This window comes from Marisediminicola antarctica, from assembly GCF_009930795.1.
Taxonomy (GTDB): domain Bacteria; phylum Actinomycetota; class Actinomycetes; order Actinomycetales; family Microbacteriaceae; genus Marisediminicola; species Marisediminicola antarctica.
In genome coordinates, this window is sequence record NZ_CP017146.1 from 151505 (window position 1) to 165171 (window position 13667).

At 68.3% G+C, this 13667-nt stretch carries 14 protein-coding genes and 1 tRNA gene; 5 read left to right on the plus strand and 10 right to left on the minus strand.

From position 1 onward, the window contains the following. Nucleotides 1–9: 9 nt before the first annotated feature. From BHD05_RS00680 to BHD05_RS00695, 4 genes are all read right to left on the minus strand, one after another. Complete coding sequence (locus BHD05_RS00680; RefSeq protein ID WP_161884729.1) at nucleotides 10–1473, minus strand: sensor histidine kinase; 1464 nt, start codon at nucleotides 1471–1473, stop codon at nucleotides 10–12. Then, a complete protein-coding gene (locus BHD05_RS00685; RefSeq protein ID WP_161884730.1) occupies nucleotides 1470–2207 on the minus strand; it encodes a response regulator transcription factor in 738 nt (245 codons plus the stop codon). Before BHD05_RS00685 ends, BHD05_RS00680 begins: the two co-directional genes overlap by 4 nt. 166 nt (nucleotides 2208–2373) lie before the next feature. Continuing rightward, on the minus strand, nucleotides 2374–2997 hold the full coding sequence (locus BHD05_RS00690; protein WP_161884731.1) for an alpha/beta hydrolase: 624 nt from the start codon (nucleotides 2995–2997) through the stop codon (nucleotides 2374–2376). Then, entirely contained in the window at nucleotides 2994–3971 is a 978-nt protein-coding gene (locus BHD05_RS00695; protein ID WP_161884732.1) for a ring-cleaving dioxygenase, read from the minus strand. The genes BHD05_RS00690 and BHD05_RS00695 overlap by 4 nt, the downstream gene beginning before the upstream one ends. A 126-nt stretch (nucleotides 3972–4097) precedes the next feature. On the opposite strand from BHD05_RS00695, the gene BHD05_RS00700 reads away from it, so the two are divergent. Both BHD05_RS00700 and BHD05_RS00705 read left to right on the plus strand, forming a co-directional pair. After that, nucleotides 4098–4697, plus strand: a complete 600-nt coding sequence (locus tag BHD05_RS00700) for a YqaJ viral recombinase family protein (protein WP_161887268.1) — start codon at nucleotides 4098–4100, stop codon at nucleotides 4695–4697. 113 nt (nucleotides 4698–4810) lie between these two features. After that, a complete protein-coding gene (locus tag BHD05_RS00705; protein WP_418763823.1) occupies nucleotides 4811–5776 on the plus strand; it encodes an NADP-dependent oxidoreductase in 966 nt (321 codons plus the stop codon). On the opposite strand, the gene BHD05_RS00710 is transcribed toward BHD05_RS00705, so the two are convergent. From BHD05_RS00710 to BHD05_RS00735, 6 genes are all read right to left on the minus strand, one after another. Next, nucleotides 5763–6338 carry a GNAT family N-acetyltransferase gene (locus tag BHD05_RS00710; RefSeq protein ID WP_161884733.1) on the minus strand — a complete coding sequence of 192 codons (576 nt, stop codon included), beginning with the start codon at nucleotides 6336–6338 and terminating at the stop codon, nucleotides 5763–5765. The two genes, BHD05_RS00705 and BHD05_RS00710, sit on opposite strands and share 14 nt — an antisense overlap. Nucleotides 6339–6454: 116 nt before the next feature. Next, nucleotides 6455–7144 carry a 50S ribosomal protein L1 gene (rplA, locus tag BHD05_RS00715; RefSeq protein WP_161884734.1) on the minus strand — a complete coding sequence of 230 codons (690 nt, stop codon included), beginning with the start codon at nucleotides 7142–7144 and terminating at the stop codon, nucleotides 6455–6457. Further along, nucleotides 7144–7575 (minus strand): 50S ribosomal protein L11, encoded by a 432-nt coding sequence (gene rplK / locus BHD05_RS00720; RefSeq protein WP_161884735.1) that lies wholly within the window; start codon nucleotides 7573–7575, stop codon nucleotides 7144–7146. Before rplK ends, rplA begins: the two co-directional genes overlap by 1 nt. A gap of 103 nt (nucleotides 7576–7678) precedes the next feature. After that, the gene (nusG, locus tag BHD05_RS00725; protein WP_161884736.1) at nucleotides 7679–8629 is read right to left on the minus strand and encodes a transcription termination/antitermination protein NusG; all 951 of its coding nucleotides are present in this window, start codon (nucleotides 8627–8629) and stop codon (nucleotides 7679–7681) included. A 112-nt stretch (nucleotides 8630–8741) separates the two neighbouring features. After that, nucleotides 8742–9020, minus strand: a complete 279-nt coding sequence (gene secE / locus BHD05_RS00730; protein WP_161884737.1) for a preprotein translocase subunit SecE — start codon at nucleotides 9018–9020, stop codon at nucleotides 8742–8744. Nucleotides 9021–9106: 86 nt separating this feature from the next. Continuing rightward, a tRNA-Trp gene (locus BHD05_RS00735) sits at nucleotides 9107–9179 on the minus strand. A 185-nt stretch (nucleotides 9180–9364) separates the two neighbouring features. Here BHD05_RS00735 and BHD05_RS00740 point away from each other — a divergent pair. The 3 genes from BHD05_RS00740 (at nucleotide 9365) to xylB (ending at nucleotide 13665) form a co-directional block, all read left to right on the plus strand. Then, nucleotides 9365–10567, plus strand: a complete 1203-nt coding sequence (locus tag BHD05_RS00740) for a pyridoxal phosphate-dependent aminotransferase (RefSeq protein WP_161884738.1) — start codon at nucleotides 9365–9367, stop codon at nucleotides 10565–10567. Nucleotides 10568–11074: 507 nt separating this feature from the next. After that, on the plus strand, nucleotides 11075–11980 hold the full coding sequence (locus tag BHD05_RS00745) for a DUF559 domain-containing protein (protein WP_161884739.1): 906 nt from the start codon (nucleotides 11075–11077) through the stop codon (nucleotides 11978–11980). 248 nt (nucleotides 11981–12228) lie between these two features. Next, on the plus strand, nucleotides 12229–13665 hold the full coding sequence (gene xylB, locus BHD05_RS00750; protein WP_161884740.1) for a xylulokinase: 1437 nt from the start codon (nucleotides 12229–12231) through the stop codon (nucleotides 13663–13665). Nucleotides 13666–13667: the final 2 nt, after the last annotated feature.

The following is a 13667-nucleotide window of genomic DNA, read 5'->3' on the forward strand; positions in this document are numbered from 1 at the left end:
CCGCCGGTGTCATTCTGCCCTGTCCGCCCGAGTGCCAGCCGGGGCCGGCGCGAGGGGCAGCTCGACCGTGAAGACGGTGCGGCCGGGCACGGAGTCGACAGACACCGTTCCGCTGTGGCCCTCGACGACGGCTCGCACGATCGCGAGGCCGAGGCCCGTGCTTCCGGCTGCCCGCGACCGGGACTCGTCGCCCCTCGTGAAGCGCTCGAACAGTGATGCCTGGCGCTCCGCGGGAACCCCAGGCCCGTTGTCGGCAATGGTCAGGATGGCACTGTCGCGCACCCCGAGGCCGACGGTGATCGCGGTGCCCGCCGGGGTGTGCACGCGCGCATTGGCGAGCAGGTTCACCACGACCTGGCGCAGGCGCGAATCGTCGCCACTGACGATCACCGGCACGTCGGGCAGGTCAAGCGCGAAGCTGTGGTCGGGGGCCGCGGCGTGCGCGTCACTCACCACGTCGAGCAGGATACCCGACAGGTCTACCGGCCCGGTCTCGAGGTCGCGGCCCTCATCGAGGCGCGCGAGCAGCAGGAGGTCCTCGACGAGGGAGGTCATACGGATCGCCTCGGATTCGATGCGCTCCATCGACCTGACGACGTCGGGCGGCAGTTCGTGGCCGCCGCGCCGGGTGAGCTCGGCGTAGCCGCGGATCGAGGTGAGCGGGGTGCGTAGCTCGTGGCTCGCGTCGGCGACGAAGCGGCGCACCTTGCCCTCGCTCTCCTGCCGGGCGAGCAGGGCGGATGCCACGTGGTCGAGCATCCGGTTGATCGCGGCGCCAAGTCGCCCGACCTCCGTTCTCGTGTCGGTATCGGCATCCGGCACCCGCGGGGCGAGGGCGACCTCGCCTTTCGCGAGCGGCAGTCTCGATACCCTGGCGGCAGTGTCCGCGACGCGGCCGAGGGGTCGCAGCGCCAGCCTGACCACCGCGGAGCCGATCACGGCCGTTGCGGCGAGCGCGGCCGCCGTGACGAGCGCGATGATGAACAGCAGCTGCGCGGTCGTCGCCCGCGATTCCGCGAGCGGCAGCCCGACCACGAGGCGTTCGTCTGCGCGCGTGGTCTCGGCTAGCACCCGGTACTCTCCGAGCTCGCCAAGGTCGACACTCGCCGCCGCGCGCCCGCCATCGACCTCGAGCAGCACGTCCCGCTGGGCGGTGGTCAACGGCGCGGCCGTGCCGTCTTCGGCCACATACCCGGCGACCACCACGCTCCCCCGCGATTCGACGAGCACGACGGCGCCGGGCCGGAGGGCATCCCGCGGGGACGGCGTGTACTCCCCCCGACCCGGACCCGACGGTCCGAGGAGGATGTCGGCGGCGGACCGCAGCTGCTCGTCGACCCTCGCTGTGAGGGCCTGGCCGAGCGCGGCGGTGCTGACGGCGCCGACGACGATGCTGACGAGTGCGAGAAGCAGCATGATGCCGACTACGAGCCGCCGTTGGAGCGACCAGAGCGACCGCGAGCGACCCGTCATCGGGCCGGTTTGATGAGGTAGCCGACGCCGCGCACCGTGTGGATCATCGGCTTCCGTTCGCCGTCGACCTTTTTGCGCAAATAAGAGATGTAGAGCTCGACGATGCTCGACCGCCCGCCGAAGTCGTAGCTCCAGACCCGGTCGAGGATCTGCGCTTTGCTCATCACCCGTCGGGGGTTCCGCATGAGGAAGCGCAACAGCTCGAACTCGGTCGCGGTGAGCTCGATCGCCTCGCCAGAGCGCTGCACCTCATAGCTCTCCTCGTCGAGGGTGAGGTCTCCCACGCGCAGGACCGGGTCGCTCAGCTCGGCCGCGAGCGCGGTGGACCGGCGGATGAGCCCACGCAGCCTGGCGACGAGTTCCTCGAGGCTGAATGGCTTGGTGACGTAGTCGTCACCGCCCGCGGTCAGCCCCTGAATGCGGTCGTCGAGGGAGTCTTTCGCGGTCAGGAATAGTATCGGCATGTCGCGCCCGTCGGCCCGGAGCCGGCGCAGCACGCTGAGGCCGTCGACGTCGGGCATCATGACGTCGAGCACGACGACATCCGGCCCGAACTCACGGATGAGGCCGATGGCGGCAGCGCCGCCGGACGCCGAGCGAACGTCCCAGCCCTCGTAGCGCAGCGCCATCGTGAGCAGGTCGGTGAGGGAGGCCTCGTCGTCGACGACCACCGCGCGCACGGGCGAGCCGTCGGCGCGACGCAGGAGGGCTCGGGCGGGGGCAGTGTCGGTCACGCCTCCTACTATCCCCTGTTTTCTCTGAGAAGCCTATGCGTGGGCCCAGTGCCTGCTGTGCGGCACCGAAGCCGAAAGCCCCTGTCGCGGGCGGTGTCGCTCGCGATTTCTTCAACCATCACCGTCACCATCCGCTCGGAGGACGCATGGCCAAGGGCGAGAGGGCTCAGGGCGAGGCGAGCCAGTCGAGCGCCGCACGCAGGTCCGACCCGTCGATGCCGTGGCCACCGGCGCGCACCACGTGCCGGGCCTCGGCGCCGCGTTCGGCGAGAACCGCGACGACACGTTCCGCGCTCGCGAGTGGCGCGAATGGGTCGGAGTCTCCGTTCAGCATGAGCACCCTGCTCCCCGAGAGGTCAGTGTCGACCTCCCTGTCGGGGAGCGGGTTCATGCCTGAGAAGGCGATAGCGCGGTCGATCGACTCCGGATGCAGCAGGGCCGTCGCGAGGGCGATGTTCGCGCCGTTGGAGAAGCCGATGGCGATGAGCCGCCGGTCGCCGAGCCCGTAGGCGGCGCACGCCTCGGCGATGAACGCGGCGAGCTCGCCCGCCCGGCGCACGACGTCATCGACGTCGAACTGGCCTTCGGCGAACCGTCTGAACCAGCGCAGCATCCCGCTCTCCTGCACTGGTCCGCGCGGCGCGAGCACCGCGGCCGAGGGGTCGATCGACTCCGCGAGCGCGACGAAGTCGCGCTCGTTCCCTCCCGTGCCGTGGAGCATCAGCAGCACCGGCGAATCCGGAGCCCCCTCGCGGTACAGGTGCGGCCACGCTGGCGGCGGGGTCGTCATCGCGTGTACTCCTCGAGCTGAGGGTTGTTCCCGGCGGGCAGTTCGATCTTCGCCACGGCGTTCTCGATCGCATTGCGGCTCGGCTCAAGCCACGGCGGGAGCTTGAGGGAGCGGCCGAGCTCGAGCAGCGGCTCGTCGATGTCGAACCCGGGGGTGTCCGTGGCGATCTCGAAGAGCACCCCGCCCGGCTCCCGGAAGTAGATCGAGGTGAAGTACTGGCGGTCGAGAATGGCCGTCACCTGATGGCCGCGATCGACGAGCTCGCGACGCCACAGCTCCTGGGTCGCCTGGTCCGGAACACGGAACGCGATGTGGTGCACCGTGCCTCCGGCCGACAGCCCCTGCGGACCGGTGGGGTCGGCGACGACGTCGACGATGTTGCCTGCTCCCCCGTCGCCGGCCTCGAGCCGGATCCGGTTTCCACGCTCGCTCACGATGCGCAGCCCGAGGTCGTCGGTCAAAAGGCTCACGGTCTTCGTGGGGTCGCCGACGGTGAGCACCGAGGAGTGCTGCCCGCGCACGGCGTACTCTGCGGGCACCGACGCGGAGTCCCACGGGTCGCGCGGGTCGGAGATCGAGGATGCGACGAGGTCGATCTGCAGGCCGTCCGGGTCCCGCAGCGACACACGCTCCTCGTCGCCGGAGGCGGAGGTCACCGTCGATTCGACGCCGAGGCCGGAGAAGTGGTCCCTCCACCAGCCGAGGGTGCCCGCCGGAACCGAGAAGGCCGTCGAGGTCGACTGGCCGCGGCCGACGCGGCCGTCGGGCACCGAGGCCCAGGGGAAGAAGGTGATGAGCGATCCCGGGCGCCCCGCGGTGTCGCCGTAGTAGAGGTGGTAGGTGCCCGGGTCGTCGAAGTTGACGGTCTTCTTGACGAGGCGGAGCCCGAGCCCGGTCACATAGAAGTCGATGTTGCGCTGCGGCTCGCCGGCAATCGCCGTCACGTGATGCAGCCCTGCTGTGTTCACACTCATTGTCCGTGCCTCCGTACTTGATTGTATCCATGCAAACGCATATTTTTGCCCGAGTATTCCCGGAAGTGTCCACGCCCGGTAGAGGCGGTCGTCGGGGAGAATGGCACGGTGACGTTCGTGCAGCCGATGCTCTCCCTGTGGGACGAGCCGCCCCCCGACCATCGGGACCGGCTCGTGGCGCGATCGAGCGATCGCGTCGCGTGGCTGCGGGCCAGGAGCAAGGGGATCACGGCGACGGATGCCGCGCGGCTGTCCGGCATCCGCTCCGTACAGGCCGTCGCCCTCGAGAAGGTGCACGGCTCCGCTTTCGGCGGCAATGCCTACACCGACCACGGCCGGGCCCGTGAGCCCGAGATCGCCCGCTGGGTGAACGGCGAGTACGGCATTTCCCCAAGCGACGGGCTGTTCCACGCGAACGGCGAAAAACAGCATCTGGCGACGCCGGACGGACTCGGCCGCTCGAGCGCCGGCGACCTGGTCCTCGCCGAGATCAAGACGACGAAATCGGCGTGGCAGTCGGTCCCGCGGTCATACCTGCGCCAGATCTGGTGGCAGCAATACGTGCTGGGGGCGGAGCGCACGCTGCTCGTCTGGGAGCAGCACCTCGACTTCGTACCGGTGAACCTCCAGCCGGAGTGCCGCTGGATCGAGCGCGACGAGAACGAGATCCACTCGCTTGTGCAGTTGGCGAACCAGGTGCTCGACGTGCTCGCGCGTCAGCGCTGACCGCGGCAGGCCAGCGCGAATCGCGCAGAGTTAGCATTCAATTGACACCGCCGTAACAGCCTCGACTCACGGGCCGGCTTGACTGGACTTCTTGAGGCGGGGAGGCCATTCGAATGACCACGATGCGAGCCATGGTGATCCGCAGCACCGGCGCGCCGCTGGAGCTGGTCGCATCGCACGTACCGGTCCCGCTGCGGGTCAACTCCGAGGTGCTTGTTCGGGTGCTGGCCGCCGGAATCAATCCGATCGACGCAAAGACCCGCTCCGGTGGCGGGGTCGCCGCGGCGATCGGCGCCTACCCCGCGGTGCTCGGCCGCGACTTCAGTGGCGTCGTCGTCGAGAGTCCGTTCGAGGCCCACTCGCTCCAGCCCGGCACGGAGGTGTTCGGCATGACGGGCTTTCCACGGTCCGCCGGAAGCTACGCCGAGTACGTGGCCGTCTCCTCGCTCAGCCTGACGCGCAAACCTGCGAGCCTGTCCCATGTCGAGGCGGCCGGGGTTCCCCTCGCCGCCCTCACCGCGTGGGGGATGGTCGTCGATGTCGCGAAGGCGCACGAGGGCCAGCGGATGCTCATTCACGCGGGCGCCGGAGGGGTCGGCCACTTCGCAGTGCAGTTTGCGCGGTACTTCGGCGCCCACGTCATCGCGACGGGATCGACGCGCAACCTCGGCTGGCTCGGCGAGCTGGGCGCGAACCAGGTCATCGATTACACGGCCTCGCGGTTCGAGGAGGGCCTCGACAAGGTCGACGCCGTAATCGACCTCATCGGCAACGTGCACGACGACACCGGCACCCGGTCGTTGGCCACCCTGCGCCGCGGCGGCCTGCTCGTGAACGCCCCGACCGGTAGCTGGCCGACGATGCGCGCGGATGCTGCTGCCGCGGGCATCCGCGCGACGGGGTACAAGGTCGCGCCCGACGGGGCGACTCTCGCGATCATCGCGCGCATGCTCGAAGCCGGCGACATCCGGGTCCACCTCGACGACGTCTTCGACCTCGACGAGGCGGCGGCGGCCCACACCAAGCTCGAGACGGGCCATACTCGCGGCAAGATCGTGCTCAGGGTCAGCGAGGCGTAGGCCAGGACTCGAAGCGGAGCTCGCGCACGAAGTCGTCCTCCCAGCGATTGCCGACGAGGAAGCGCTTGGTTCCCACGAGCCCGAACCCGCTCTTCTCATAGAACGCGTTCGCCCGCTCGTTGAGCTGGTTGACGCCGAGCCAGACTCCGCGCGCCCCCCGCCGCAGGGCACGTCGGAGCGAGGCCTCCACCAGTCGCGCGGCGATCCCACTGCCGTGGTGTCCGGTGTGCACGTAGAGCTTGCTGAGTTCGACCGTTGGGCGAACCGTAACCACCGCCGACACGTCGGGGTCCCCTGGCTCACCGAAGATCAGCATCGTGTACCCGGCGGCCCGGCCGTCGACCTCGGCGAGCAGCAGCTCCCGGTGCGGGTCGGCGAGGTAGCCCGTCATCTTCTCGCGGGAGAGATGGGTGGCCACGAAAGCGTCCATGTCCCGCCGCAGGGTTCCGGGAGGGCAGGCGAGGGGGAACGTGGCCGCAGCGAGCTCGTGCAGCGCTGCGGCATCCGCCGGCCTGGCCTGGCGCACCACGACGCGCTCCTTGGCTGAGGCGGTCGTGGGCATACTCGATTCTGTCGCACTGGAGGGCGACGCCCCTAATGTGTGCCGCGGGAATACGAAAAGGGGCCCACTCGCGTGGGCCCCTCGTCGTGTCGCTCGTGCTGAGCGGATGCTGCCTGTTACAGAACGTTCACGTCCAGCGGGATGCCGGGGCCGAACGTGGTCGACACCGTGCCCTTCTGGATGTAGCGGCCCTTCGAGCTCGAGGGCTTGGCCCGCGAGATCTCGTCGAGCGCGGCCTTGATGTTCTCTTCGAGCTGCACCTGGTCGAAACCGGACTTGCCGACGATGAAGTGCACGTTGCTGTGCTTGTCGACGCGGAACTCGATCTTTCCCCCCTTGATCTCTGTCACGGCCTTGGCCGGGTCCGGGGTCACGGTGCCCGTCTTCGGGTTCGGCATGAGGCCGCGGGGCCCCAGGACCTTACCGAGACGACCGACCTTGCCCATCAGCTCCGGCGTCGAGACGGCGGAGTCGAAGGAGGTGTATCCGGCGGCGACCTTCTCGATGAGCTCATCGCCACCGACCTCGTCGGCGCCAGCCGCGAGAGCTGCCTCAGCGGCCGGTCCCGTCGCGAACACGATGACGCGCGCGACCTTTCCGGTTCCGTGCGGAAGGTTGACGGTTCCACGAACCATCTGGTCGGCCTTGCGCGGGTCGACCCCGAGCTTGAGCGCGACCTCGACGGTCGAGTTGAACTTGGCGGAGCCGGTCTCGCGGGCAACCGCGACGGCCTCAGACGGCGTGTAGAAACGTCCTTCTTCGATCTTCTCTGCTGCGGCGCGGTAGGCCTTGGATTTCGTAGCCATTATGCGTCCACCGTGATCCCCATCGAGCGGGCGGTGCCGGCGATGATCTTTGAAGCTGCTTCAATGTCGTTTGAGTTGAGGTCGGCCATCTTGACCTCGGCGATCTCGCGAACCTGGTCCTGGGTGAGCCGCGCAACCTTGACGGTGTGCGGGGTTCCCGATCCCTTGGCCACTCCGGCGGCCTTCTTGATGAGCTCGGCTGCCGGCGGGGTCTTCAGGATGAACGTGTACGAGCGGTCCTCGTAGACCGTGATCTCGACGGGGATGACGTTGCCGCGCTGGGCCTCGGTCGCCGCGTTGTACGCCTTGCAGAACTCCATGATGTTGACGCCGTGCTGTCCCAGCGCCGGCCCGATGGGCGGTGCGGGGGTGGCTGCGCCAGCCTTGATCTGAAGCTTGATCAGACCGGTGACTTTCTTTCTCGATGCCATTGTTTCTCTCTTTCCTTGTCGAGCATCCGGGACCCGGATGCTCTCCCGCTGCCCGGTAGGTCCGGTTGCGGTGGTCTGTGTGTCGCGGTGTCGCGGTGTCGCGTTAGAGCTTGGTGACCTGGTCGAAGCTGAGCTCGACCGGCGTCTCGCGCTCGAAGAGCGACACGAGCACGGTGAGCTTGCCGCTCTCCGGCTTGATCTCGCTGATCGAACCGGGAAGACCCGCGAACGAGCCCTCCTTGATCGTGATGGTCTCGCCGACCTCGAAGTCGACTTCCTGCGGGATTGAGCGCGCGGTGGTCTTGCCACCCTTCGCGCCTGCCTTCACGGGCGCTTCGACGATCTGCACGAGGCTCTTGAGCATCGAGAAGGCTTCTTCGAAGCGAAGCGGGGTGGGGTTGTGCGAGTTGCCGACGAAGCCGGTGACCCCGGGCGTGTGGCGCACGACGGACCAGGAGTCCTCGTTGAGGTCCATACGCACGAGCACGTATCCGGGGATGCGCACTCGATTGACGAGCTTGCGCTGGCCGTTCTTGATCTCGACGACGTCTTCCATCGGCACCTCGACCTGGAAGACGTAATCTTCCATCGACATGCTCACCTTGCGGTTCTCGATGTTCTGCTTGACGCGCTTCTCGAACCCCGCGTAGGAGTGGATGACGTACCACTTGCCCGGCGCGAATTTCAGCTCGGCGCGGAAGGCCTCGTACGGGTCAACCTCTGCCTCCTCCTCCGGCTCGGCTTCAACCTCAGCTTCGACCTCGGCCTCGTCGTCGACCGCGGCGACGGATGCGTCGGCCTCGTCGATCGAATCAACGTCGAGGGCGTCCTCGACTACCTCGTCCGCCTCGGGGTCGACGGCGGTCTCGATCGCGTCGAGTGCCGCATTGAGATCGGACTCGACGTCGTTCTCGACGTGCATCGCGGTGTGCTCAGCGGGCTCCACCGACGACTCGGCCTCGTCGAGGGTGTTGCCCTCTTGAGCCTCTTCCACCTCGGAGGACTGCTCGGCGGCAGTCGCGAGGTCGATATCGTCGCGTTCTGTGTCAGACACTGGATTCCATTTCCGTTGTTGTTGCCGGTCTGCACGCTCACCTTGCGGCTCCGCGCGCCGTCACGATTTCCGGGGCATCCCCGGGATTCGGCCGCTTGCGCGGCCAGGGGAACTACTGCGCGGGCCCGTCACCGAAGACATACGCCACACCAAGAGCGAACAGGAAGTCGAAACCCGCCACGATCGACATCATGATGACGACGAACGCGAGCACGACACCCGTGTAGCTGAACAGTTCCTTGCGGGTCGGGGTGACGACCTTCTTGAGTTCATTGATGACCTGTCGGATGAACAGGGCGATGCGACCGAATGGACCGCGCCTTCCGGCACGCTCTTTCCTGGCGTTGGCGACGACGTCCTCGCTTGACTCGTCGGTCACGTTCTTCGCCACTGTTATTACCTTCCGGATACCGGTCACCCGATCCGATGAGGATCAGGCAACTCGCTGGTTCGTGCATTCCCGCACGAATCGAGCTGCAGGGCGGACAGGACTTGAACCTGCAACCTGCGGTTTTGGAGACCGCTGCTCTACCAATTGAGCCACCGCCCTTCGGAGAAAAAACCCCACACTCACGACCGTTCGGTCGGCATCCGGATTGTTGGCTACAAACGGGCACGCAAAAGCATGGCAGATTTCCACTACCTCTCCCAGTCTAGGTCAGGTCTCAGGGGGTGTAAAGCCAGCCCGCGCTGATGGCACCGCACACCACAGGTCTGGTTGGTTAAGCTGGGATCGTGGCCACCCAACTCCCCCGTATCTCACAGCGCATCTCCTCGATCGCCGAATCCGCGACCCTCAAGGTCGACTCGAAAGCCAAGGCGCTGCAAGCCGCCGGGCGCCCCGTCATCAGCTACGCCGCGGGCGAGCCGGACTTTCCGACGCCGGCAAACATCGTCGAGGCAGCATCCGTCGCCGTCCTCGACCCCAAGAATCATCGTTACACCCCGGCGGCCGGCCTGCCGGAGCTGCGCGAGGCAATCGCGGCGAAGACCGCGCGGGACAGCGGCTGGGCGGTGACCGCCAACCAGGTGGTCGTCACGAACGGCGGCAAGCAGGCCGTCTACCAGGCCTTCGCCACGCTCATCGACCCGGGCGACGAAGTCATCCTGCCCTCCCCGTATTGGACGACCTACCCCGAGGCGATCCGCCTGGCCGGCGGCGTGCCTGTCGAGGTCTTCGCGGGGGTAGAGCAGAACTACCTCGCCACGGTCGAGCAGCTCGAGGCCGCCCGCACCCCGCGCACCAAGGTTCTCCTCTTCGTCTCGCCGTCCAACCCGACGGGGTCGGTCTACTCGGCCGAGCAGACCCGCGCGATCGGCGAGTGGGCGCTCAAGCACGGCATCTGGGTCATCAGCGACGAGATCTACCAGAACCTCGTCTACGACGGCATCCGCGCGGTGTCGATCGTCGAGGCCGTCCCGGCCCTCGCCGACACCACAATCCTTGTGAACGGGGTCGCCAAGACCTACGCAATGACCGGCTGGCGCCTCGGCTGGATGGTCGGACCCGTCGACGCCGTCAAGGCCGCCGCGAACCTGCAGTCGCACCTCTCCTCCAATGTGTCGAACATCTCGCAGCGGGCGGCGATCGCCGCGCTGACCGGTCCGCAGGATGCCGTGGAAGACATGCGGCGGGCGTTCGACCGTCGCCGCGCGACCATCGTCGCCGAGCTCAACAAGATCGACGGGGTCAACTGCCCGATCCCGGAGGGCGCGTTCTACGTCTACCCCGACGTGACGGGCCTGCTCGGGCGCGAGTGGGGCGGGGTGACGCCCACGAGCTCGCTCGAGCTCGCGGACCTGATCCTCGAGCAGGCCGAGGTGGCCGTCGTCCCCGGTGAAGCGTTCGGGCCGAGCGGCTACCTGAGGCTCTCATACGCGCTCGGCGACGAGGCGCTGCTCGAGGGAATACAGCGCCTGCAGCGCCTGTTCGCGTAGGAGCCGCCTCTGCGCTGCGGGTCTCGAACGACTCCGCTTGGGCAGGCAACTCGCGCACCCACACCCCGCGAACCACCCACAAACGTCCCCTCCGCGCCCACCAAGGCCGCACAAGCAGGCAACTCGCGCCCCCACACCCCGCGAACCACCCACAAACGTCCCCTCCGCGCCCACCAAGGCCGCGCAATCAGGCAACTCGCGACCCCACACCCCGCGAACCACCCACAAAGGTCCCCTCCGCGCCCACCAAGGCCGCGCAATCAGGCAACTCGCGCACCCACACCCCGCGAACCACCCACAAAGGTCCCCTCCGCGCCCACCAAGGCCGCGCAATCAGGCAACTCGCGGCGTGAAAGCTTGCGCAGGCAGGATCCGAAGCCAGACATCATGCCGATGGCGCAGGCGCCCCACGGCGCTCCTCCCCTCCCCAGCCGCCAGGTTCGCCGATCACTTCCCCACCGCGGGCGGGCCTGGACCGGAGGTCCAGCTGTCTCCGAGCATTAGTGCATGCACCCCTCACCGCTTCCTTCGCAGCTGACTCATCTAGCCTTCACGGTCGCCGACGGCGAGCGCGCAGGCATCCAGCGCGGACGTATGCGAGCGCTCGATCTCGACAAGTCGATCTGGGGCGTGCGCCACCCCCACGCGGGCGAGAAGCCGCTTGAGACCGTCTGTGCGATGTTCGCCCTGAGGATGCCAGATGACGCCGTATTCAGCCACGCAACATCCGCGCGCCTGTTTCGCGCGCCGCTGCCCTTCGCAACCGAGCGGGATTCCCGCCTGCACATTTCTGTGCCCTCCCCCGCGCGGGCGCCGCACGCGGCTGGCATCCTCGGGCACAGCCTCGATCTGTCGCCCGTTGATGTCGTCGAGACGAACGGGCTGCGTCACACGTCCGCCGCCCGAACGTGGTGCGACTTGGCCGCGTACCTGTCGCTGATGGATCTCGTCGCAGTTGGCGACCATCTGATCCAGTGGAGGTTGAAGTTCGCGACACTGTCGGAGCTCGCGGCGTGCGCCTCCCGCCTCGCGGGGCGGCGAGGTGCGAAGCGGATGCGGGAGTCTCTCCCCCTCCTGAACGACCGTTCCGAGTCCCGACCTGAGTCGTGGCTGCGTGTGATCATCGTCCGAGCGGGACTGCCCACGCCATCGATCAACCACGCGATTGTCGACGCCGAAACCGGCACTGGCTACCGCACGGACATCGCCTTCGCGCAACACAAAATACTTCTCGAGTACCAAGGCGACTACCACCGTGACCAGAAGCAGTGGCGCAAGGACATGACCCGCCGCTCGCGCCTGGAGGCGAACGGCTGGATCGTCATGGAGATCAACGCCGACGACATGAGGAGACCGGAGGAACTCGTCGGACGCATACGGACTGCGCTTCACGGTCGTGGCTGGCGCGGCTGAGTCTTCCACCACACCCACAACGTCATCAAGGAAGCGCGAGTCGCCCACAACCGTCGCCTCCATCGCCGCCAACCCGACAGAAATGGGCAACTCGCGCCAGCAGAGAGGTGGGAGGGCAACCTGCGCCAGCAGAGAGGTGGGAGGGCGGCTCGCGCCAGCAGAGAGGCGGGCGGGCGGCCTGCGCCACCGGCCACGGTTTGTTGCCGCCGACTCCATATACTGCAAGCCGGACAGCCAACGGAGGACCCATGGCACTCATCGCCGGCATCGACTCGTCGACGCAAAGCTGCAAGGTCGTCGTGCGCGACCTCGAGACGGGGCGGCTCGTTCGCGCGGGCCGCGCGAGCCATCCGGCCGGCACCGAGATAGATCCGGTGCTGTGGTGGGATGCGTTGCTCGCCGCGGTGCTGGATGCCGGCGGACTCGAGGGCGTCGTCGCCCTCTCGATCGGCGGCCAGCAACACGGCTGCGTCTGTCTCAACGCCGCCGGCGAGGTCGTGCGGCCTGCGCTGCTCTGGAACGACACCCGTTCAGCGTCCTCCTCCGACGACCTCGCGGCTGAGCTGGGGGCAGAGGCCTGGGCGACCGGCTCGGGTAGCCTGCCCGTCGCCTCGTTCACGGTGACCAAGCTGCGCTGGATGCGCGACCACGAGCCGGCGAACGTGGACGCGACCGTCGCCGTTGCGCTGCCCCACGACTACCTGACCTGGCGCCTGCTGGGCCACGGCCACGGCCACGGCCACGGCCGCGGCCCCGGCCCAGCCGATTTCTCCGCGCTCATCACCGACCGCTCCGACGCGAGCGGCACCGGCTACTGGTCACCGGCGACCGGCGCCTACCGCCTCGACCTGCTTGAGCACGCGTTCGGACGACAGGTGATCGTGCCGCGCGTACTCGGACCAGTGGATTCCGCGGGCGAGACCGCCGCGTTTCCGGGTATTCCTGCCGGCATCCTCGTCGGTCCCGGTGCGGGGGACAACGCGGGGGCCGCCCTGGGGCTCGGGGCTGGCCGCGGCGACGTCGTGATCTCGATCGGCACATCCGGCACGGTGTTCGCGGTGAGCGACACCACGGTGGCGGATGCCTCCGGCACCGTCGCCGGGTTCGCTGACGCGACCGGGCTCTTCCTGCCCCTCGTCGCAACGCTCAACGCGGCCAGGGTGCTCACCGCCGCGGGCACCCTGCTCGGCGCCGACCACGACCGGGTTGCCGAGCTGGCGATGCGGGCAGCGCCCGGCAGCGGCGGGCTCGTGCTGCTGCCCTACCTCGAGGGCGAACGCACACCGAACCTCCCGACCGTGCGAGGGTCGATCCACGGGCTGACCCTCGCGAACGCGACGCCGCCAAACCTCGCGCGGGCGATGGTCGAGGGGATGCTGTGCGGTCTCGCAGACGGACTCGACGCGATCGCGAGCCGCGGAGTCGAGGTCGAGCGGATCCTGCTCATCGGGGGCGGGGCGCGGAACGCCGCTGTGCAGCGGATCGCCCCCGAGGTGTTCGGGCTGCCGGTCACCGTGCCACCCGCCAGCGAGTATGTCGCCGATGGCGCGGCGCGCCAGGCAGCCTGGGTCCATACGGGAGAGCAGCCCGAGTGGCCCCTCGGCCCGACGACGCGCTTCGACGCGAGCGCCCAGCCGGTGATCCGTGAGCAGTACGCCGCGGCCGGGCGCGCCCTCGGCTACTGACC

Bases quoted from the DNA above. Each gene is read 5' to 3' on its own strand.
- BHD05_RS00680 (WP_161884729.1), bottom strand. From the start codon at position 1,473: ATGACGGGTCGCTCGCGGTCGCTCTGGTCGCTCCAACGGCGGCTCGTA.
- BHD05_RS00690 (WP_161884731.1), bottom strand. From the start codon at position 2,997: ATGACGACCCCGCCGCCAGCGTGGCCGCACCTGTACCGCGAGGGGGCT.
- BHD05_RS00695 (WP_161884732.1), bottom strand. From the start codon at position 3,971: ATGAGTGTGAACACAGCAGGGCTGCATCACGTGACGGCGATTGCCGGC.
- BHD05_RS00700 (WP_161887268.1), top strand. From the start codon at position 4,098: ATGCTCTCCCTGTGGGACGAGCCGCCCCCCGACCATCGGGACCGGCTC.
- BHD05_RS00705 (WP_418763823.1), top strand. From the start codon at position 4,811: ATGACCACGATGCGAGCCATGGTGATCCGCAGCACCGGCGCGCCGCTG.
- BHD05_RS00710 (WP_161884733.1), bottom strand. From the start codon at position 6,338: ATGCCCACGACCGCCTCAGCCAAGGAGCGCGTCGTGGTGCGCCAGGCC.
- rplA (WP_161884734.1), bottom strand. From the start codon at position 7,144: ATGGCTACGAAATCCAAGGCCTACCGCGCCGCAGCAGAGAAGATCGAA.
- rplK (WP_161884735.1), bottom strand. From the start codon at position 7,575: ATGGCATCGAGAAAGAAAGTCACCGGTCTGATCAAGCTTCAGATCAAG.
- BHD05_RS00745 (WP_161884739.1), top strand. From the start codon at position 11,075: ATGCACCCCTCACCGCTTCCTTCGCAGCTGACTCATCTAGCCTTCACG.
- xylB (WP_161884740.1), top strand. From the start codon at position 12,229: ATGGCACTCATCGCCGGCATCGACTCGTCGACGCAAAGCTGCAAGGTC.